At 71.1% G+C, this 18,635-nt stretch carries 18 protein-coding genes; 11 read left to right on the top strand and 7 right to left on the bottom strand.

The window, feature by feature from the left end; genetic code table 11:
• Nucleotides 1–59 precede the first annotated feature (59 nt).
• Nucleotides 60–1,082 carry an endonuclease/exonuclease/phosphatase family protein gene (locus tag ACT1U9_RS22325; protein ID WP_444534443.1) on the bottom strand — a complete coding sequence of 341 codons (1,023 nt, stop codon included), beginning with the start codon at nt 1,080–1,082 and terminating at the stop codon, nt 60–62.
• Nucleotides 1,083–1,379: 297 nt separating this feature from the next.
• Here ACT1U9_RS22325 and panB point away from each other — a divergent pair, with 297 nt between their 5' ends.
• The 3 genes from panB to ACT1U9_RS22310 all read left to right on the top strand — a co-directional run bounded on the left by panB (nt 1,380) and on the right by ACT1U9_RS22310 (nt 4,327).
• On the top strand, nt 1,380–2,255 hold the full coding sequence (panB, locus tag ACT1U9_RS22320) for a 3-methyl-2-oxobutanoate hydroxymethyltransferase (protein WP_188277842.1): 876 nt from the start codon (nt 1,380–1,382) through the stop codon (nt 2,253–2,255).
• A 186-nt stretch (nt 2,256–2,441) separates the two neighbouring features.
• Entirely contained in the window at nt 2,442–3,470 is a 1,029-nt protein-coding gene (locus ACT1U9_RS22315) for an ATP-binding cassette domain-containing protein (RefSeq protein WP_444534442.1), read from the top strand.
• Entirely contained in the window at nt 3,467–4,327 is an 861-nt protein-coding gene (locus tag ACT1U9_RS22310; protein ID WP_444534441.1) for an ABC transporter permease, read from the top strand. Before ACT1U9_RS22315 ends, ACT1U9_RS22310 begins: the two co-directional genes overlap by 4 nt.
• A gap of 30 nt (nt 4,328–4,357) precedes the next feature.
• Here the strand turns inward: ACT1U9_RS22310 and ACT1U9_RS22305 are convergent, their stop codons facing one another.
• A complete protein-coding gene (locus tag ACT1U9_RS22305; RefSeq protein ID WP_444534440.1) occupies nt 4,358–7,699 on the bottom strand; it encodes a BTAD domain-containing putative transcriptional regulator in 3,342 nt (1,113 codons plus the stop codon).
• 221 nt (nt 7,700–7,920) lie between these two features.
• Here ACT1U9_RS22305 and ACT1U9_RS22300 point away from each other — a divergent pair, with 221 nt between their 5' ends.
• On the top strand, nt 7,921–8,724 hold the full coding sequence (locus ACT1U9_RS22300; RefSeq protein ID WP_444534439.1) for a site-2 protease family protein: 804 nt from the start codon (nt 7,921–7,923) through the stop codon (nt 8,722–8,724).
• Here ACT1U9_RS22300 and ACT1U9_RS22295 read toward each other — a convergent pair.
• Nucleotides 8,714–8,896, bottom strand: coding sequence for a hypothetical protein (locus tag ACT1U9_RS22295; protein ID WP_444534438.1), 183 nt, complete (start codon nt 8,894–8,896; stop codon nt 8,714–8,716). The genes ACT1U9_RS22300 and ACT1U9_RS22295 overlap by 11 nt on opposite strands.
• 100 nt (nt 8,897–8,996) lie before the next feature.
• Nucleotides 8,997–9,710: an NADPH-dependent F420 reductase gene (npdG, locus tag ACT1U9_RS22290; RefSeq protein ID WP_444534437.1), complete on the bottom strand. Its 714-nt coding sequence runs from the start codon at nt 9,708–9,710 to the stop codon at nt 8,997–8,999.
• A gap of 86 nt (nt 9,711–9,796) precedes the next feature.
• Between npdG and ACT1U9_RS22285 the strand changes: the two genes are divergently transcribed.
• Nucleotides 9,797–10,399 carry a hypothetical protein gene (locus ACT1U9_RS22285; protein WP_444534436.1) on the top strand — a complete coding sequence of 201 codons (603 nt, stop codon included), beginning with the start codon at nt 9,797–9,799 and terminating at the stop codon, nt 10,397–10,399.
• Between the two features lie 31 nt (nt 10,400–10,430).
• On the opposite strand, the gene ACT1U9_RS22280 is transcribed toward ACT1U9_RS22285, so the two are convergent.
• A complete protein-coding gene (locus ACT1U9_RS22280) occupies nt 10,431–10,655 on the bottom strand; it encodes a hypothetical protein (RefSeq protein ID WP_444534435.1) in 225 nt (74 codons plus the stop codon).
• A gap of 65 nt (nt 10,656–10,720) precedes the next feature.
• Between ACT1U9_RS22280 and map the strand changes: the two genes are divergently transcribed.
• Entirely contained in the window at nt 10,721–11,578 is an 858-nt protein-coding gene (map, locus tag ACT1U9_RS22275; protein WP_444534434.1) for a type I methionyl aminopeptidase, read from the top strand.
• 131 nt (nt 11,579–11,709) lie between these two features.
• Complete coding sequence (locus tag ACT1U9_RS22270) at nt 11,710–12,360, top strand: biliverdin-producing heme oxygenase (protein WP_444534433.1); 651 nt, start codon at nt 11,710–11,712, stop codon at nt 12,358–12,360.
• Between the two features lie 145 nt (nt 12,361–12,505).
• On the opposite strand, the gene ACT1U9_RS22265 is transcribed toward ACT1U9_RS22270, so the two are convergent.
• The gene (locus tag ACT1U9_RS22265; RefSeq protein ID WP_444534432.1) at nt 12,506–13,171 is read right to left on the bottom strand and encodes a PhzF family phenazine biosynthesis protein; all 666 of its coding nucleotides are present in this window, start codon (nt 13,169–13,171) and stop codon (nt 12,506–12,508) included.
• Nucleotides 13,172–13,382: 211 nt separating this feature from the next.
• Between ACT1U9_RS22265 and efeO the strand changes: the two genes are divergently transcribed.
• Genes efeO through ACT1U9_RS22245 form a run of 4 tightly spaced genes read left to right on the top strand, consistent with a single transcriptional unit; the run spans nt 13,383 to nt 17,717 of the window.
• Nucleotides 13,383–14,525, top strand: a complete 1,143-nt coding sequence (efeO, locus tag ACT1U9_RS22260; protein ID WP_444534431.1) for an iron uptake system protein EfeO — start codon at nt 13,383–13,385, stop codon at nt 14,523–14,525.
• Nucleotides 14,526–14,559: 34 nt separating this feature from the next.
• A complete protein-coding gene (efeB, locus tag ACT1U9_RS22255; RefSeq protein WP_444534430.1) occupies nt 14,560–15,843 on the top strand; it encodes an iron uptake transporter deferrochelatase/peroxidase subunit in 1,284 nt (427 codons plus the stop codon).
• 25 nt (nt 15,844–15,868) lie between these two features.
• Nucleotides 15,869–16,858 carry an iron uptake transporter permease EfeU gene (efeU, locus tag ACT1U9_RS22250; protein ID WP_444534429.1) on the top strand — a complete coding sequence of 330 codons (990 nt, stop codon included), beginning with the start codon at nt 15,869–15,871 and terminating at the stop codon, nt 16,856–16,858.
• Nucleotides 16,746–17,717, top strand: coding sequence for a hypothetical protein (locus ACT1U9_RS22245; protein ID WP_444539220.1), 972 nt, complete (start codon nt 16,746–16,748; stop codon nt 17,715–17,717). Before efeU ends, ACT1U9_RS22245 begins: the two co-directional genes overlap by 113 nt.
• 120 nt (nt 17,718–17,837) lie before the next feature.
• Here the strand turns inward: ACT1U9_RS22245 and ACT1U9_RS22240 are convergent, their stop codons facing one another.
• The gene (locus ACT1U9_RS22240; RefSeq protein WP_444534428.1) at nt 17,838–18,575 is read right to left on the bottom strand and encodes a bifunctional DNA primase/polymerase; all 738 of its coding nucleotides are present in this window, start codon (nt 18,573–18,575) and stop codon (nt 17,838–17,840) included.
• Nucleotides 18,576–18,635: the final 60 nt, after the last annotated feature.

Here is an 18,635-nt window from a genome sequence, read left to right as displayed (position 1 = left end):
GCTCACCAACGGAGAGGGGGCCGGGGCGTCGCCCCGCCCCCCTCTCCGTACAAGACCGCTCAGATCTTCAAGCGCGCCGCGATAGGCAAGTGGTCGCTCCCCGTCCGCCCCAGCGTCCACGACGACTTCGGCTCGACGCCCTTGACCATGATCTGGTCGATCCGGGCCATCGGGAACGACGCGGGCCAGGTGAAACCGAAGCCGTTGCCCGCCGCGCCCTGCGTGGACCGCATCTGCGAGGTGATGTTGTTCAGGGCGCGGTCGTTCATCGTGCCGTTGAGGTCGCCGAGCAGGACGACCTTCTTCAGCGGGTCGCCCGCGATCGCGTCACCGAGCGCGTCCGCGCTGGCGTCGCGCTGGCGCGCGGTGAACCCGGCGCTGAGCTTCACCCGTACCGAGGGCATGTGCGCCACGTACACCTTCACCTGGCCGACGGGCGCGTTCACGGTGGCCCGCATGGCGCGGACCCAGCCGATCTTGATGTCGACCGGCTCGGCGTTGCTGAGCGGGTACTTGCTCCACAGGCCGACCGTGCCCTGCACCGAGTGGTGCGGATAGGCCCCGGCCAGCGCCTTCTCGTACGCGGGGACCTTGTCGCCCGGCAGCTCCTCCAGGGCGAGGACCTCGGCGCCGGAGGCGATGAGCTTGCGGGCGGTGCCGGCCGGGTCGGGGTTGTCGGCGTTGACGTTGTGGGTGGCGACGACGAGGTTGCCGCCCTTGCTCTCCTTGTCGGTGAGCAGCCCGCCGAAAAGATTCAGCCATACGGTCGCGGGCAGCACCAGGGCGATCAGGGCGGTCGCCGAGCGGCGCCACAGGGCGAGGCCCAGGAGCACCGGGACGAAAAGGCCGAGCCACGGCAGGAAGGTTTCCGTGAGGCTGCCCAGGTTGCCGATCCGGTTGGGGATCTGCGCGTGGACCAGCATGACCAGCGAGATCAGGACCGCGACGGCGGCAAGCACGATGCCGCGCCGCCAGATGCCGGGGTCGCCCCGCCAGCCGCTGAGCAGGCGCCGGACCCGGGATCCGGAGCGCTCACCCTCCGCGCTGCCGTTCCCCGTCTCCGTCAAGTACGCCCGCGTCATACCGCTGCCCTCACCTTGCGTCTCACACCCTCGCCCCGATGACCCTAGGCGATGACGGGTGGCCTGCCCTGTCTTCGTACTGCCGATGACGAGAGGGCGCGACCGGGGGTTCCAGAGGTCACGGCTGTGGCGGCGGCTGTGACAAAACGCGCATATTTGCAGGCCACAGTGGTTCAAAGCTCACGTATTTATGTGACCGGGGCACCCACTTCCCGTCGACGGGGGCGGGATGCCACCATGGAAGTGGTCCGGAGACGCCGTCAGGGCGCTTCGAGATGACGAACAGGAGCCGTTGCGATGACGCAACAACTCAAGGCTGCGCAGAATCAGGCGGAACGTTCCGACAGCAGCAAGGCGCTGTACGGGGGCAAGTCGACGCGCCGCGTGTCCATCCACGACATCGCCGCCGCCAAGGCGCGGGGCGAGAAGTGGCCCATGCTCACCGCGTACGACGCGATGACCGCGTCCGTCTTCGACGAGGCCGGGATCCCGGTCCTCCTCGTCGGCGACTCGATGGGCAACTGCCACCTCGGCTACGAGACGACCGTCCCGGTCACGCTCGACGAGATCGCCATCCTCTCCGCCGCGGTCGTACGGGGCAGCAAGCGCGCCCTGGTCGTGGCGGACCTGCCGTTCGGCACCTACCAGGAGGGTCCGGTGCAGGCCCTGCGCAGCGCCACCCGCCTGATCAAGGAGGCCGGCGTCGGGGCCGTCAAGCTGGAGGGCGGCGAGCGCTCGCTGGCCCAGACCGAGCTGCTCGTGCAGTCCGGCATCCCGGTCATGTCCCACCTGGGCCTGACCCCGCAGTCCGTGAACGCCATGGGCTACCGGGTGCAGGGCCGCTCCGAGGAGGCCGCGCACCAGCTGCTGCGGGACGCGAAGGCCGCGCAGGACGCGGGCGCGTTCGCCGTGGTGCTGGAGTTGGTGCCGGCCGAGGTTGCCGCCGAGATCACGCGCTCGCTGCACATCCCCACGGTGGGGATCGGCGCGGGGGTGTCGTGTGACGCGCAGGTGCTCGTCTACACCGACATGGTGGGGTTGACCGGGGGGAAGGTTCCTCGGTTCACGAAGCAGTACGCGAACGTACGGCAGGTCCTCGGCGACGCCGCCAAGGAGTTCGCGGGCGAGGTCGTCGGCGGGGCGTTCCCTGCCGAGGAGCACACGTTCCACTAGGCGTGAGCGTTTAGGGGTTGACGTTCGACTGCGGGCCGTCTTGGGCCGGTCGCGCAGTTCCCCGCGCCCCTAAAAGCACCAGGCAAGGCAGCACGTAAGGCAGCCCGTCGGCTTTGTCGGCGGGCTGTCGGTCTTTGTCGGTGGGCTGTCGGTGGTTTGTCAGTGGGGGCTGGCACCTTGGTGGGCATGACGCGAATCGACAAGAACCCCAAGGGCGGCGCCGCCAACGCCGTCACGGTGCGGGGGCTGGTGAAGCACTTCGGCGACACCAAGGCGCTGGACGGCGTGGACCTGGACGTACGCGAGGGCACGGTCCTCGGAGTCCTGGGTCCGAACGGCGCCGGCAAGACCACCCTCGTCCGCTGTCTGTCCACCCTGATCGTGCCGGACTCCGGCACCGCCACCGTCGCCGGGTACGACGTGGTGCGCCAGCCGCGCCAGTTGCGCCGCACCATCGGCCTGACCGGGCAGTACGCCTCGGTCGACGAGAAGCTGTCCGGCCGGGAGAACCTGTACATGATCGGGCGGCTGCTCGATCTGTCCCGCAAGGACTCCCGCGCCCGCGCCGACGAGCTGCTTGAGCGCTTCTCGCTCACGGAGGCCGCGAACAAGGCCGCGATGAACTACTCCGGCGGTATGCGCCGCCGCCTCGACCTCGCGGCCTCGATGATCGGCAACCCGGCGGTGCTCTACCTCGACGAGCCCACCACCGGCCTCGACCCGCGCACCCGCAACGAGGTGTGGGACGAGGTCCAGCGGATGGTGGCCGAGGGCGCGACCGTGCTGCTGACCACCCAGTACATGGAAGAGGCCGAGCAGTTGGCGAACCAGCTCACGGTCATCGACCGCGGCAAGGTCATCGCCAACGGCGGTATCAACGAGCTGAAGGCGAAGGTCGGCGGCCGCACCCTGCAGATCCGGCCCACCGACCCGGACCAGCTGGGCGCGATGGCCCGGGCGATCGCCGAGGCCGGTCTGGACGGCGTCGCCGGTACCCAGGCGGTCCCCGACGAGGGCCTGCTGAACGTGCCGATCCTCAGCGACGAGCAACTGACCGCGGTGGTCGGCCTGTTGGGCGCCCGCGGCTTCGGCATCGCCCACATCGGCACCCATCTGCCCAGCCTGGACGAGGTGTTCCTGGCCATCACCGGCAAGAAGACCTCCGACTCGCAGGAATCCGAGAGCAACGACACCATCGAGGAGGTCGCGGCATGAGCACCACCACCGCCACCAAGGCCGAGGCGACCTCCCGCCAGGCGCCGACCGGAATCCGCCCACCCGTCACCGACGCCGACGCCCGGATCGGCCTGCGGGCCAACCTGCGCCACATCGGCGCCCTGGCCCGCCGCAACGCGCTCCAGATCAAGCAGGACCCGGAGTCGATGTTCGACGCCGTGTTCATGCCGATCATCTTCACGCTGCTGTTCGTGTACGTCTTCGGCGGCGCGGTCTCCGGCAAGGGCAACCAGCACGCGTATGTGAACTACCTGATCCCGGGCCTGATGGCGATGCAGGGCCTGAACATCGCGATGGCGGTGGGGACCGGTATCAACGACGACTTCAAGAAGGGCGTCATGGACCGGTTCCGGACCATGCCGATAGCCCGGTCGTCGGTGCTGATCGCCAAGATCGTGGTCGAGATCGGCCGCATGGTCGTCGCCACCACGATCCTGCTGATCATGGGCTTCATCCTGGGCCTGTCCATCCACACCTCGGTGCTCGAACTGCTCGCGGCGGTGGGCCTGTCGCTGGTGTTCGGCGCCTCGCTGATGTGGATCTTCATTCTGCTGGGTCTCACCATGAAGACGGCGCAGGCCGTCCAGGGAGTGGCCATGCTGGTGCTGATGCCGTTGCAGTTCGGCTCGTCGATCTTCGCCAAGCCGACCACGATGCCGGGGTGGCTGCAGTCCTTCACGGACTACAACCCGCTCTCCAACCTCGCCGACGCGGCGCGCAACCTGGTCAACGGCGGCCCGGTCGCCCACTCGGTGTGGATGACGCTGGCCTGGTCGGTGGCGATCACCGCCGTCACGGCCCCGCTCGCGGTCGCCAAGTTCCGCAAGCGAACCTGATATTGAAGTCCAGCTGATCCCGACTGGGTGTCAGGTACGGGGGTCCGGATCCCCTCGTCGATCGCGTCGCGCCAAGGCGACGGCCTCCTCGATGGAGAGGCCGTCGCCTTCAGCGTACGCGGCCTCGTAGGCGGCTTCGTCGAGGAGCGGGCGGACGGCCGACTCCACTACGGTCCGCTGGTCCTTCTCCATGGCCGTGGGGACATGGACGGGCGGCAGCAGGGAGTCGTGTGCGCCGATCAGCCGGGCCGCGTCGCGGGCGGCGTCGGTGCCGGGGTCCGCGAGCCCGGCCATCGCCCAGGCGACGCTGAGCAGATGGACCGGGATCATCTGCGGCGCGACCATCCGGGCCAGCGGGTCCAGGGCCCGGTCAAGGGCGTCGTGGGCGTCCCGCAGACCGTCCGCGAACAGCCCCTCGGTGCTGTTCAGCCAGGCCCGTACCCCCACGACGAAGCCCTCGAAGAGCGAGAGGTTGCTCGACTTGAACTCGTCGAGCATCACCGCGACATGCTCGCGGGCCTCGGGGATCCGGCCACTGCGGCCCAGCCACATCGCGAGGAACAGCCGGGCGGCGGGGAACGCCTCGTACCCGGCCCGGCGGCCCGCGGCGACGATCTCGCGCAGCATCGCCTCCCCGCGCCCGGTCTCGCCGGTCTCCAGGAGCACCCCGGCGAGCCGCGCCTTGAGCAGCGACACCTGCCCCGGGGCTCCCAGGCGTTCCGCGTACCGCACGGCCTCGTCGTAGTCGGCGGCCGCGCGTTCGTACTCGCCGCGCCGCTCCCGTGCCTCGCCGCGTGCGGACAGCGACTCGGCCATGCCCCAGTCGTCGCCCAGGCGCCGGAAGATGTCCAGGGCGGCGTCGGCGTCACGGCCCGCGTCGCCCGCCCACTCGCTCCGGTTGGCCAGGACGTTCGCCCGCATCTGGAGGGCGTTGGCGAGGTCCCAGTCGTACCCCAGCTCCGCACACGCTTCCACCGTCGCGTTGAGCATGTCCTTCAGCGCGTTCGCGTCGCCGGTCAGCACGACCGTGAAGAACCAGAGCGCGCCGGGCATCCGGCAGGTCTGCGGCAGCCCCGGCCGGTAGACGCTCGCGATGGCCCGCAGCCGCTCCTTGGCCTCGGGGGTCGTCCATGTGTCGATGTCGTGGTCCATGTCGGCGAGCATGATCAGCCGCACCCCGCGCCGGGCCTCCTGGAGCACCTCGTGCTCCATCGGCGGCGGGCTGTCGGTGCAGCGCGCGTACACCGGGGGCGCGGGGGCGACGGGCGGCGCGAACGGGTCGGGGCCGAGCTCGGCGGTGGCCTGCGCCCAGCGGCGCGCCTCGCCGCGCATGTCGCGCACATGCCAGTACGCGGTGAGCGCGTGGACCAGACACAGCGCCTCCTGCTCGTCGGCGAGGGCGACGGCCCGACGCAGTGCGGTCCGCAGGTTCTCGTACTCCCGCTCGAAGAAGGCGATGGCGGCGCGCTGGCCCCGGCCGCGCAACTTGGGGTCGGTCGTGCGGGCCAGCTCGCGGAAGTGCACCAGATGGCGGCGCTCGGCCGCGCCCCGGTCCCCGGCGCCGTCGAGGCGCTCGCCCGCGTACTCGCCGACGGTCTCAAGCAGCCGGTAGCGCATCCCGCCGTCGTCCCCGGGCGCGGCCACGACAAGTGACTTGTCGACGAGGGAGCCGAGCAGGACGGCGACGTCGTCGGCGTGCACGGCTCCGGTCCAAGAGAGATCGCCGTCCGCGCAGACCTCCTCCGCCGCCGCGAGGTCGCAGCCGCCCGCGAAGACGGAGAGGCGGCGCAGGACCGTACGTTCGGACTCCTCCAGCAGGTCCCAGGACCAGTCGACGACCGCGCGCAGCGTCTGCTGGCGCGGCAGTACGGTACGGCTGCCGCTGGTCAGCAGGCGGAACCGGTCGTCGAGCCGGTCCGCGATCTGACGAGGCGTCAACATCCGTAGCCGGGCGGCCGCGAGCTCCACGGCGAGCGGCAGACCGTCCAGGCGGCGGCAGATCTCGGCGGCGGCATCGGGGTCGTCCTCGATCCGGAAGCCGGGCCGCGCGGAGGCGCCCCGGTCGGCGAGCAGCCGCAGCGCCACGGGCCCGGGCAGCGGCTCCACCGGCCGCACCAACTCGCCCGGCACGCCCAGTGGTTCGCGGCTGGTGGCCAGGACGGTCAGCCCGGGGCAGCGGGCCAGCAGATACGCGACGAGTTCGGCGGCCACGCCGATGACGTGCTCGCAGTTGTCGAGGAGCAGCAGCATCCGGCGGCGCTCGCAGTACGCGGCGAGGTGGACCAGCGGGTCGGCGCCGGCACGGTCGGCGGCGCGCAGCTCCTCGGCACCCGCGCCGTGCAGCACGGTCTCGCGGGCGCCGACGGCGGTGAGGACGGCGGCGGGCACGGCCGCCGGGTCGGCCACCGGCGCGAGTTCCGCGAGCCACACCCCGTCGGGCCAGCCGTCCCCGGCCGCGTCGACGGCCTCGGCGGCCTCCTGCGAGAGCCGGGTCTTGCCCGCGCCGCCGGGCCCGAGCAGCGTCACCAGCCGCGCCCCGCCCAGGTCCCCCCGGATCACCTCGATGTCCGCCTCGCGCCCCACGAAGGAGGTGAGCCGGGCGCGGAGGTTGCCGAAGGCGTGAGGCACCGGGGCGCGTGGCGCGGGCGGCTCCTCGGAGTGCAGCAACTCGCCGTGCAGCGCGCGCAGTTCGGGGCCCGGGTCGGCGCCCAGGCGGTCGGCGAGGGTGCGGCGGACGTCGTCGTACGCGGCCAGTGCCTCGGCCGTACGGCCCGCCGCGCGCAGGGCGCGGATGCGCAGGGCGTGCAGCGGCTCGTCCAGGGGGTGCGCGGCGCAGAGCGCGGCCAGCTCGGGCAGCGCCTCGTCGGCCCGGCCGAGCGCGAGTGAAGCCGCGAGCCGCGCCCGGCGGGTGTCCAGGCGGCGGGCCTCCCAGCGGGCCGCCTCGGCCGCCCGGTCGGGCAGGTCGTCGAGGACCGGCCCGGTCCACAGCGCCAGCGCGTCGTCGAGCAGCGCGACGGCCTTCGCCGGGTCGCCCTGCTCCAGGGCGCGCACGCCCTCCCCCGCCAGCCGCTCGAAGCGGTACAGGTCGATGTCGTCCGGTGCGGCGTCGAGCCGGTAGCCGCTCTCGGCCGAGGCGACCGCCGTGTGCCCGGCGACCCGCCGCAGCCGGCCGACCAGCGCCTGGAGCGCACCGGCCGCGTCGGCGGGCGGCTCGCCGTTCCACACCTCGTCCACCAGCCGCGCGACCGGCACGGTCCGGCCGGGGCGCAGGGCGAGCACCGTCAACAGGGCGCGCAGTCGCGCCCCGCCGACGGCGACCGCCGTTCCTTCGGGGTTCAACAGCTGGGTGGTGCCGATAATCCGGTAGCGCACGCGTCCATTCTCCGTGACGCGCGCGGCTCCCGACGCCTCCACCGTCCCCCAAGCTCTTGAGGAGCAGGGGGGACCCCCAACACCCGCCACCCACAAGGCGACCGGGGCGCCACCGAACGGTGGTCAGCGCCGGAACTCGTACGGGATCGCCGTACGTTCGACAGGTATCACCTGTACGGTCGGGCCCGTCCGATCGCACCTCCATCCCAGGAGCCCCGCACATGTCCACCGTCACCTCCCGCCGCAGCGACCGGAGGATCAGCCCTGTCTTCCTGGGGATCGTCGCCGTCATGGCGGTCAGCGGATGGGCGGTGTGGACGGGGTACGCGAACAAGCCGGGCTTCGCCGTCTTCCTCTTCGTGACGTCCGCCTGGGTGGTCTCGCTGTGCCTGCACGAGTACGCGCACGCCCGCACCGCGCTGCACGGCGGCGACATCTCGGTGGGCGCCAAGGGCTATCTGACGCTGAACCCGCTGAAGTACACGCACGCGATGCTGTCGATCGTGCTGCCGGTCATCTTCGTGATCATGGGCGGCATCGGGCTGCCCGGCGGCGCCGTCTTCATCGAGCGCGGCCGGATCCGGGGCCGCTGGAAACACAGCCTGGTCTCGGCGGCGGGCCCGCTCACCAATGTGCTGTTCGCGGTGGTCTGCACGGCGCCGTTCTGGCTGCACGCGCTGGACGGCGTGCCCACCGAGTTCCGCCTCGCCCTCGCGTTCCTGGCGCTGCTCCAGGTGACGGCCGCGATCCTGAACTTCCTGCCGGTCCCGGGGCTCGACGGGTACGGGGTGATCGAGCCCTGGCTCTCACCGGGCCTGCGCCGCCAGTTCGAGGCGATCGCGCCCTTCGGGCTGCTCGCGGTCTTCGCCTGCCTGTGGCTGCTGCCTCCGGTCAACCACGCGTTCTTCGACGCGATACACAGCGTCCTGCGCGCCCTCGGCGTCAGCGAGTACGACACGTACTGGGGCCAGCGCCTCTACCGCTTCTGGGAGCACACGTCCGACATCCCGTCGCTCACCGGCTGACGGCGGCGCGCTGCGCCTTGGCCTTGCGCAGGTAGTACCAGGCCATGTTGGAGGAGAGCCCGGCGAGCAGGATCCAGACGATCCCGGTCCAGTTGCCCTCGACGAAGGAGACCACGGCCGCGGCGACCGAGAGGACGCAGACGACGAGGGCGTACAGAGCGAGGCGGGGCATGGGGGTCGGCTCCTGTCCGGGTACGGCGCTGATGCCCGTCCAGTGTCCCCCATGCCCCGATCGGTACGGGACGTAGGTCGCGTACGTCCTTGTTACTGCCCTAGATGTCGGTCACGCGCAGGCCGGCGTGCGCCTTGTAGCGGCGGTTCACCGAGATCAGGTTGGCGACCAGCGACTCGACCTGGTGGGCGTTGCGGAGGCGCCCGGCGAAGACGCCGCGCATCCCGGGGATCCGGGCGGCCAGCGCCTGGACGAGGTCGGTGTCGGCGCGGCTCTCGCCGAGCACCATCACATCGGTGTCGATCTCCTCGATCGAGGCGTCCTGGAGCAGGACGGCCGAGAGGTGGTGGAAGGCGGCGGTGACCCGCGAGTCCGGCAGCAGGGCGGCGGCCTGTTCGGCGGCGCTGCCCTCCTCGGGCTTGAGGGCGTACGCGCCCTTCTTGTCGAAGCCGAGCGGGTTGACGCAGTCGATCACGAGCTTGCCCGCGAGCTCCTCGCGCAGCGCCTCAAGGGTCTTGGCGTGTCCGTCCCACGGCACGGCGACGATCACGATGTCGCTGCGGCGCGCGCACTCGGCGTTGTCCGCGCCCTCGACGCCGAGGCCGAGCTCGTCGGCGGCGGCCTGCGCGCGCTCGGCGGCCCGCGAGCCGATGATCACCTTCTGGCCCGCCCGGGCGAGCCGGTAGGCGAGCCCGCGCCCCTGGTCACCGGTGCCACCGAGCACGCCGACGACCAGGCCGGAGACGTCGGGCAGGTCCCAGGGGTCCTTGGCGGCGGGCTTCGGAGTGTTCGCGGCGCTGTCAGTGGAAGTCATGCAGCGACCTTACGGGTTTGCCCGTTCGGGTGGCCATGCGGCCGTTGAGCCCCAACGGGGCGTGGGGTGCGGCAGGATGCCGGGCCATGGATGCCGTACGCGTCGCACTGTTGCGGGAAGTGCTCGCCGGGACGGAGTGGCTGCGCAGCACCCGCCGGTTCGCGGGCGTGCTGCGGGCGTCCGTGGTGCCGCACGGCGGGGGGCTGCTGCTTGTCGGGACCGAGGCGTACGAGCCGTGGCATCTGGCGGCCCACCTCACCGACGAGGCCGCCTGGTCCGGGGTCGCGGAGCTCACCCCGACGCTGGTCCGCCATCACGTGGAGCCGGGCCGTGGCCCCCATCTGTCGGTCGGCCTCGGCAGGCTGGAGGCGGCCGGGCGGGGCGAGACGCTCCTGGTGGTCGCGCCGGACCGGCCCGCGCCGGGCCTCCTGGAGCGGATGCACGACGCCCGGCGGGCCGGGGCGACGGTGCTGGCGCTGGACGGGGGCGACCGGGAGGTGCGGGGCCTGGTCCACGAGTCCCTGACGGTCGAGCCGGACGGGGAGGTGTCCCTGGACACGGTGCAGCATCTGGTGAGCGCGGCGGCGGGGGAGAACGGGGCGCCGGTGCAGCGTGGTGGCCGGCGTTTTCGCGACCGCCTGTCGCGCCTGGCCGACCAGCTGACGTCGCCGCCACCGGCGAGGTGGTGACACCGCGCTCCCGGCGGCACGCAGCGCCGTGTCAGTCCTCCTGATCGGACGACTTGTCGTGCCACTTCGGGTCTGTTTCCCACTCCAGGTTTCGTTCCTGGGCGGTCTGCATCGCGTGGTCCGCTTCCTCTCGGGTCCCGTAGGGGCCGAAGCGGTCCTTGGCCGGGCATTCCGGGCCTTCCTCGACCTTGTGGTGGACGAGGCAGTAGTACCACTCGCCCGGCTTGCCGACCGTGCGCTTCTTGAACAGGGCCATGGGAGGCTCCTTCCTCGGGCCTTCTGGACCATGCTGCCCCAAGGGGGCTCGATAGACTCGCCGGCATGTCTGGCCAGTCGCTGCTCGTACCAGGGGAGCTCTCTCCCATCCGCTCCGTCCCGGGGAACATCCGCCGTCCCGAGTACGTCGGGAAGCCGATGCCCACGCCGCACTCCGGCCCCGAGGTGCAGACCGCCGAAACGATCGAGCTGATGCGGATCGCGGGCCGCATCGCCGCGCAGGCGATGGAGGAGGCCGCCAAGCTCATCGCGCCCGGCGTGACCACCGACGAGCTCGACCGGGTCGCGCACGAGTTCATGTGCGACCACGGCGCGTACCCCTCGACGCTCGGCTACCGGGGCTTCCCGAAGTCGCTGTGCAGCTCGGTCAACGAGGTCATCTGCCACGGCATCCCGGACTCGACCGTCCTGAACGACGGCGACATCGTGAACCTGGACGTCACCGCGTACATCGGCGGCGTCCACGGCGACAACAACGCCACGTACTTCTGCGGCGATGTCGACGAGGAGTCGAAGCTGCTGGTCGAGCGGACCCGCGAGTCGCTGAACCGCGCCATCAAGGCCGTGAAGCCGGGCCGCCAGATCAACATCATCGGCCGCGTCATCGAGTCGTACGCGAAGCGGTTCGGCTACGGCGTCGTGCGGGACTTCACCGGGCACGGCATCAGCACCGCCTTCCACTCCGGCCTGATCGTGCCGCACTACGACGCGCCGCACGCCACGACCGTGATCAAGCCGGGCATGACGTTCACCATCGAGCCGATGCTCACGCTCGGTACGCACGAGTACGACATGTGGGAGGACGGCTGGACGGTCGTCACCCGGGACCGCAAGCGGACGGCCCAGTTCGAGCACACGCTGGTCGTGACCGAGACCGGCGCGGAGATCCTGACGCTGCCATGACCGGCGCGTTGCACAGGCGTCCCGAGGGGGTACACGTTTACCGACAGGACGTCGGGAACCAGTTGACTTAGGTAAGCCTAAGTAGAAGGATCGGGGCTGGTTCCCGTCCCCTCGGTCTCCGGAGGCACGCCTTGGACACGCCCTTCTCCACCCTCATCCGTACGGCGTCGCACGAGCAGCACACCGAGGCGGAGACCTCCCGGTTCATGAGCGATCTGCTGGGCGGGCGGCTCGGTGTGGAGGCGTACGCGCGCTACACCGAGCAGCTGTGGTTCGTGTACCGGGCGCTGGAGGAGGGCGCGGGGGCGCTGCGACAGGACCCGGTCGCCGGTCCCTTCATCCGGTCCGAGCTGATGCGGACGGCTTCGCTGGAGCGGGACCTGACGCATCTGCGGGGCTCCGACTGGTGCCGGACCGCGACCCCGCTGCCCGCGACCCGGGCGTACGCTGCCCGAGTCCGCGAGTGTGCGGTGACCTGGCCCGGGGGGTATGTCGCGCACCACTACACCCGGTACCTCGGCGATCTCTCCGGGGGCCAGATCATCCGCGACCGGGCGGAGCGGGCGTGGGGGTTCGCGCGCAAGGGCGACGGCGTGCGGTTCTACGTCTTCGAGTCGATCGCCAACCCGGCGGCGTTCAAACGGAGTTACCGGGCGCTGCTGGACGCGGTGAACGCGGATGAGCTGGAGCGGAAGCGGATCGTTGACGAGTGTCGGCGTGCGTTTGCGCTGAACACCGCCGTGTTCCGGGAGCTGGGCGAGGAGTTCCCCCTCAGCGCGTGACGCTGCGCTCGGCTGTTGGGGTGCGTTTTCGGGTGCGGGCCCGTTGTGGCTTGTCGCGCAGTTCCCCGCGCCCCTGAAAACAAGGCAGCACGCCCAGCGCCCCTGAATGCGGCCGAAGGCGCAGCGGCGCACGCCCCTGCGGCCCTCATCTCGTGATGCTGCGCTCCAAGCGGACTCGTCCGCCCAGTTCGATCAGGCCGTCCGGGGCCGGGGCCGTCAGGAGTTGGGAGCCTTTGCCCTGGGTGATGTTCAGGGCTCGGCCCAGGGTGGACGTGAGGAGCAGGGCCGCCGCTCCCGTGGCCTCGTCCTCGTCTATTCCGTCGCCTCGGCCCGGGAACGCTCGGGCGCGGACCCGGCCCGCCGCCTCGTCCTCCCAGGCCCAGGCGTAGATCCACTCCCCCGGCTCGGGCACGTCCAGCGCGTCCACCTCGGTGGCCGTGGCGTACTGGCGCAAAGTGCGCGGCGGGGCCCATTCGGCGCGGGCGGTGATCCAGGTGAACTCGCCGTCCTGGCGCGCGAAGATCTCGCCCACCGGCAGTTCGAGTACGTCGATGTCGAGCAGCCAGGCCGCGCCGACCAGCGGATGGCCCGCGAACGGCAGCCGCACGCCCGGTGTGTAGATGTCGACCGCGCCGCGCTCGGGGTCGTCGACGAACACCGTCTCGCTGAAGCCGAGCTCCTTGGCCAGCGCCTGCCGCGCCGCCTCGTCGGGCAGCAAGGAGCCCTCGCGCACCACACCGAGGGCGTTCCCGTGGTGGCCGGCGGGGCCGCAGAAGACCCTGAGTACGTCGATCAGTACGGCGTTTTCCATCACGTACGCATTCAACAACACACGCGCGGACACAGCGCTCCTTGACCGTCCCTTGACCCCGTCATGGCCGTCCTGTGATTGGCCTGTTATCGATGGCGACAACTGAGCACCTGGTGAGAGCTGAATCACCGACCCGGTGGGTATCGGTCAGGTAAGCCTCGGTTAAGTTAGGTCCGCCTCACCCACTGACCGAAACCAGCATGGAGCCCGCATGCGAGCCGTCCGCCTCTCCGTAGTCACCGCCGCCACGACCGTCGCGGCTCTGGCCGCCGTCACGGGCTGCTCCTCGAAGAGCGACTCCTCCGGCGCGGACGGTGCCGTTCAGGTCACCGCGTCCGACAGCGCCTGCAAGGTGTCCAAGACCGAGTTCGCGGCCGGGCACGTGCAGTTCGCCATCGAGAACAAGGGCTCCAAGGTCACCGAGGTCTACCTGCTCTTCCCGGACGACCGCATCGTCGCCGAGCGCGAGAACATCGGCCCGGGCCTGAAGCAGACCCTCACCGCCGAGGTGAAGGCCGGCTCGTACGAGATCGCCTGCAAGCCCGGCATGAAGGGCGACGGCATCCGTCAGAAGATCACCGTCACCGGTGGCAGCGAGACCGCCAAGCGCGACCCGAAGCTGGACGCCGCGGTCGCCGCGTACCGCAAGTACGTGCAGCAGCAGGCCGACGACACCCTGCCGAAGCTGAAGACGTTCACCGACGCCATCGCGGCGGGCGACGTCGAGGGCGCGAAGAAGGCGTACGCCCCGTCGCGCATCGGCTGGGAGCGCACCGAGCCGGTCGCCGAGTCGTTCGGTGACATCGACCCGAAGACCGACACCCGCGAGGACGGCCTGGAGAAGGGCCAGACGTGGACCGGCTGGCACCGTCTGGAGAAGTCGCTGTGGGTCGACGGCAAGATCGGGGACGACGAGAAGAAGCTCGGCGTCCAGCTCGACAAGGACATCGCCGACTGGCACAAGCGCGTCGGCACCGCCGAGATCACGCCTACCTCCATGGCCAACGGCGCCAAGGAGCTCCTGGACGAGGTCGCCCGCAACAAGATCACCGGTGAGGAGGAGCGGTACAGCCACACCGACCTGGTCGACTTCAAGGCGAATGTCGAGGGCGCGCAGCAGGCGTACGAGCTCCTGAAGCCGGTCGCCGCCAAGAACGACCCGAAGCTGACGGCCGAGCTGGACAAGCAGTTCGCGGCGATCGAGGCCCAGCTCGACAAGTACCGCACCGACAAGACCTCGTACGACTTCACCTCGTACGACAAGGTCGGCGAGGGCGACCGCAAGCAGCTCTCCGACGGGGTGAACGCCCTGGGCGAGCCGCTGTCGAAGCTCGCCGCGGCCGTCGCCAAGTAATCCGGCACGCAGAGGAACAGGAGGGGAATCAGCCATGAGCGACACCACCGACGCCGGCACCACCGACGCCACCCAGGACTCCAAGTCCCCGGCCCCGTCCCGGCGTTCACTGCTCGGCTGGGGCGGTGCGGGCCTGGCCCTGGGCGCCGCGGCCGCCGGCGGCGCCGTCGCCGCCGTGCGCGGTGACGGCAGCGACGCGGTGCCCGCCGCCGACAGCGGCGCGGCCGTGCCGTTCTACGGCGCCCACCAGGCCGGTATCGCCACCGCCGTCCAGGACCGGCTGCACTTCGCCGCGTTCGACGTGACCACCAAGGACCGCGGCGAGCTGATCCAGCTCCTCAAGGACTGGTCGGCGGCCGCCGCCCGGATGACCGCGGGCCAGACGGTCGGCGAGGGCGCGTACGGCGGGCTCGCGGAGGCGCCGCCGGACGACACCGGCGAGGCGCTCGGCCTCAAGCCGTCCCGGCTCACCCTGACCATCGGCTTCGGCCCGTCGCTGTTCGCCAAGGGCCGCTTCGGCCTGGAGGGCAAGCGGCCCGAGGCCCTGGTCGACATCGAGAAGTTCCCGCACGACAACCTCGACCCGGCCCGCAGCGACGGCGACCTGTGCGTCCAGGCGTGCGCGGACGACCCGCAGGTCGCGGTGCACGCGATCCGCAACCTGGCCCGGATCGGCATGGGCAAGGCCGCGGTGCGCTGGTCGCAGCTGGGCTTCGGCAAGACCTCCTCGACGACGCCCGACGCGCAGACGCCGCGCAACATGATGGGCTTCAAGGACGGCACCCGGAACGTCTCGGGCACCGACGACGCCGCCCTCGACAAGCACGTCTGGGTCGGCGAGAAGGACGGCTCGCCCTGGATGACCGGCGGCTCCTACCTGGTGGCCCGCCGCATCCGGATGCACATCGAGGCATGGGACCGTACGAGCCTCACGGAGCAGGAGGACACCTTCGGCCGCGACAAGGGCGAGGGCGCCCCGGTCGGCAAGGCCAAGGAGCGCGACGAGCCGTTCCTGAAGGCGATGAAGCCGACCGCGCACGTGCGCCTGGCGCACCCGGACTCCAACGACGGGGCGACGATCCTGCGCCGCGGCTACTCCTTCACGGACGGCACGGACGGCCTCGGCCGCCTGGACGCGGGCCTGTTCTTCCTCGCGTACCAGCGTGACGTCCGCAAGGGCTTCCTGCCGGTGCAGCGCAGCCTGGCGCGCAACGACGCGCTCAACGAGTACATCCAGCATGTGAGTTCGGCGATTTTCGCCGTCCCGCCGGGCGTCCGCGACAAGGGCGACTGGTGGGGCCGGGCACTGTTCAGCTGATCGGCCGAGGGCTGAGGGGAAACGAATGTTCGGCAATTATCTGATCGGCCTGCGCGAGGGTCTTGAGGCCAGCCTGGTCGTCTGCATCCTCGTCGCGTACCTGGTCAAGACCGGCCACCGTGAGGCGCTGCGGCCCATCTGGATCGGCATCTCCGTCGCCGTCCTGGTCGCGCTCGGCTTCGGCGCGGGGCTCGAATTCGGCTCGCAGGAGATGACGTTCAAGGCGCAGGAGGCGCTCGGCGGTTCGCTGTCGGTCGTCGCCGTCTGCCTGGTGACGTGGATGGTCTTCTGGATGCGGCGCACCGCGCGGTTCCTGAAGTCCGAGCTCCACGGCAAGCTGGACGCGGCGCTGCGGCTCGGCACCGGCGCGCTCGTCGCGACCGCGTTCCTCGCGGTCGGCCGGGAGGGCCTGGAGACCTCGCTGTTCGTCTGGACGTCGGTGCACGCGGCCGGCTCCGACAGCGGCAACACCGACCCGCTGATCGGCGCGCTGCTCGGCCTGGGCACCGCGGTCTTCCTCGGCTGGCTCTTCTACCGGGGCGCCCTCAAGATCAACCTGGCGAAGTTCTTCACCTGGACCGGCGCGATGCTGGTCGTCGTGGCGGCGGGCGTGCTCGCGTACGGCGTGCACGACCTCCAGGAGGCCGACTTCATCCCCGGCATCAACAGCCTGGCGTTCGACATCAGTTCCACGATCGCGCCGGACAGCTGGTACGGCACGGTCCTCAAGGGCGTCCTGAACTTCCAGCCCGACCCGACCGTCCTCCAGGTCACGGTGTGGGCGCTGTACCTCATCCCCACGCTCGCCGTCTTCTTCGCCCCGGTAGGGTTCGCGAAGTCCTTGGGCGCCAAGAAGCCCGCGGACGTCAAGGGCGAGGGGCAGAAGGCAGTCCATGAGCAGGGTGAGTCGGCTGACGGCCGCGCTCGCGGCGGTGACCGTGCTGACGGTGACGGCGAGCGGCTGCGTGACGGTGCACGGCGAGCGGGAAGTAGTCCCGTCGGCGACCAGGGCTGAGGCCGCACAGGCGCTCAGGGACTTCACGGACGCGTACAACAGGGCCGACAAGGCCTATGACCCGGCCCTCGACGCGGGCCGGGTCACCGGTCCGCTCGGGGCCGTCAACCAGGCCGGGCTCAAGGCCCGCCGGGTGACGAACCCGGGCGGCAACCCGCAGCATGTGCCGCTGGCGCTGACGGACGCGAAGTACGCGATACCGAAGAAGGCCGGCTGGCCCCGGTGGTTCGTCGCGGACACCGACTCCAACCGCGACCAGGACACGGGCGCGGGCGACACGCGCTGGCTGCTCGTCTTCGTCCGCAGCGGGCCGCAGGACGTGTGGAAGGTCGCCCATCTGCTGGTGCTCGGCCCCAAGGAAGTACCGGTCTTCGCCCTGGACGAGGACGGCTGGGCCGAGCCGGTACGGCCGGACGACACGTCGCTGGCCGTGGCCCCAAAGGATCTGAGCGAGCAGTACGCCTCGTACTTGCAGAGCGGCCGTCCCGAGAACTTCGCGCCCGGCCCCAACACGAGTGAGTGGCGGGCGCTGCGCAAGAAGAACGCGACGCTTCCCGGTATGTCCACCCAGTACGTGGACCAGCCGCTGGACAGCGGCGACTTCGCCCCCCTGGCCCTGCGCACCCAGGACGGCGGCGCCCTCGCCTTCTTCGCCACCCGCCACTTCGAACGCCAGACGGCGGCGAGAGGGGTCCGCCTGAACGTCAGCCCGGACGTCCGCGCGCTGATGACCGGCGACGCGAAGTCGGTATTGACGAAGGAGCGCGTCTCGGACGAGGCGGCCCGCGTCCCGGCGGGCCGGGGCCCGATCACAGTGATCAACCGCTTGCAGGGGCTGACCTCGGCCAAGGGGGAGTAGCGCTTCGCACTGGATGCGTTGTTCTTTGACTGCGGACCGGCCTGGGCTGGTCGCGCCCACGCGGCGGAGCCGCAAATGTCACAGCCCCGCGCCCCTAAAAGCCAAAAAGCCCGGCAGTGCTCAGCGGCCCAGTGGCCATGCCACTGCGTGCGCGTCCCCCGTACCCGCATAACGCCCGCACGCGTCCGTCAAGGTCTCCAGGAGCGTCAAGGGGTCCGGCAACGCATGCTCCGGGCCCCGTACCCACTTCACCTCGTGGTCGCCGGGAAGGCGGGCCGGGGGGATCAGGACGTAGCTGCCCCGGCAGTGCCAGCGCAGGCCCGGGTGTTCGTCCATCGTCTCGGGGTGGCAGTCCAGCTCGCACGGCCACCACTCGTCCTCGTCCTCCGGCGTCCCCCGCGTCGCCGTGAAGAACAGCATCCGGGCCTGGTCGCCGGTGCCGCCGGACTCGGCGACCGGGCCGACGTCGATGCCCTCGGCGAGCAGCCGCTCCAGGGCCTCACGGCCCGCATCGAGGGGTACGTCGAGCACGTCGTGGACCATGCCCGTCGCGGTGATGAAGTTCGCCTCGGGCTGGCCGAGCGCCCAGCGCTCGATCTGGGCGCGGTCGGTGGTCGACTGGGTCTGCCAGGCGAAGGAGACCGGATGGCGCGCCGGGGTGGGACAGCCGACCCGCTCGCACGAACATCGATATCCGGCCGGATACGCGGCGGGCGCGATCGGCATCTTCGCGGCGGCGACGGCCAGCAGCTGCGCGAGGCGGTCCGCGTCGGCGCCGGGGGCGTCCTTGGCGCGCCTGCGCAGCCAGCGGGACAGCTTGCTCTGCGAGCTGCCGGAACGCCCGTACTCCGCGCCCATCTATCCCCTCACCTCACCGTTGCCCCGCGAGAACCTCCACCCATGGTCCCACCATCGCGC

Origin of the sequence: Streptomyces sp. BR1 (assembly GCF_052373795.1) — a bacterium.
GTDB lineage: Bacteria > Actinomycetota > Actinomycetes > Streptomycetales > Streptomycetaceae > Streptomyces.
Note: the sequence above shows the minus strand (reverse complement) of the source record. Positions and strands in the feature narration are given on the sequence as shown.

Excerpts from the sequence above, each read along its gene's own strand:
- ACT1U9_RS22325 (WP_444534443.1), bottom strand. The coding sequence starts at position 1,082 with ATGACGCGGGCGTACTTGACGGAGACGGGGAACGGCAGCGCGGAGGGT.
- panB (WP_188277842.1), top strand. The coding sequence starts at position 1,380 with ATGACGCAACAACTCAAGGCTGCGCAGAATCAGGCGGAACGTTCCGAC.
- ACT1U9_RS22315 (WP_444534442.1), top strand. The coding sequence starts at position 2,442 with ATGACGCGAATCGACAAGAACCCCAAGGGCGGCGCCGCCAACGCCGTC.
- ACT1U9_RS22310 (WP_444534441.1), top strand. The coding sequence starts at position 3,467 with ATGAGCACCACCACCGCCACCAAGGCCGAGGCGACCTCCCGCCAGGCG.
- ACT1U9_RS22300 (WP_444534439.1), top strand. The coding sequence starts at position 7,921 with ATGTCCACCGTCACCTCCCGCCGCAGCGACCGGAGGATCAGCCCTGTC.
- ACT1U9_RS22295 (WP_444534438.1), bottom strand. The coding sequence starts at position 8,896 with ATGCCCCGCCTCGCTCTGTACGCCCTCGTCGTCTGCGTCCTCTCGGTC.
- npdG (WP_444534437.1), bottom strand. The coding sequence starts at position 9,710 with ATGACTTCCACTGACAGCGCCGCGAACACTCCGAAGCCCGCCGCCAAG.
- ACT1U9_RS22285 (WP_444534436.1), top strand. The coding sequence starts at position 9,797 with ATGGATGCCGTACGCGTCGCACTGTTGCGGGAAGTGCTCGCCGGGACG.
- ACT1U9_RS22280 (WP_444534435.1), bottom strand. The coding sequence starts at position 10,655 with ATGGCCCTGTTCAAGAAGCGCACGGTCGGCAAGCCGGGCGAGTGGTAC.
- map (WP_444534434.1), top strand. The coding sequence starts at position 10,721 with ATGTCTGGCCAGTCGCTGCTCGTACCAGGGGAGCTCTCTCCCATCCGC.
- ACT1U9_RS22265 (WP_444534432.1), bottom strand. The coding sequence starts at position 13,171 with ATGGAAAACGCCGTACTGATCGACGTACTCAGGGTCTTCTGCGGCCCC.
- efeO (WP_444534431.1), top strand. The coding sequence starts at position 13,383 with ATGCGAGCCGTCCGCCTCTCCGTAGTCACCGCCGCCACGACCGTCGCG.
- efeB (WP_444534430.1), top strand. The coding sequence starts at position 14,560 with ATGAGCGACACCACCGACGCCGGCACCACCGACGCCACCCAGGACTCC.
- efeU (WP_444534429.1), top strand. The coding sequence starts at position 15,869 with ATGTTCGGCAATTATCTGATCGGCCTGCGCGAGGGTCTTGAGGCCAGC.
- ACT1U9_RS22240 (WP_444534428.1), bottom strand. The coding sequence starts at position 18,575 with ATGGGCGCGGAGTACGGGCGTTCCGGCAGCTCGCAGAGCAAGCTGTCC.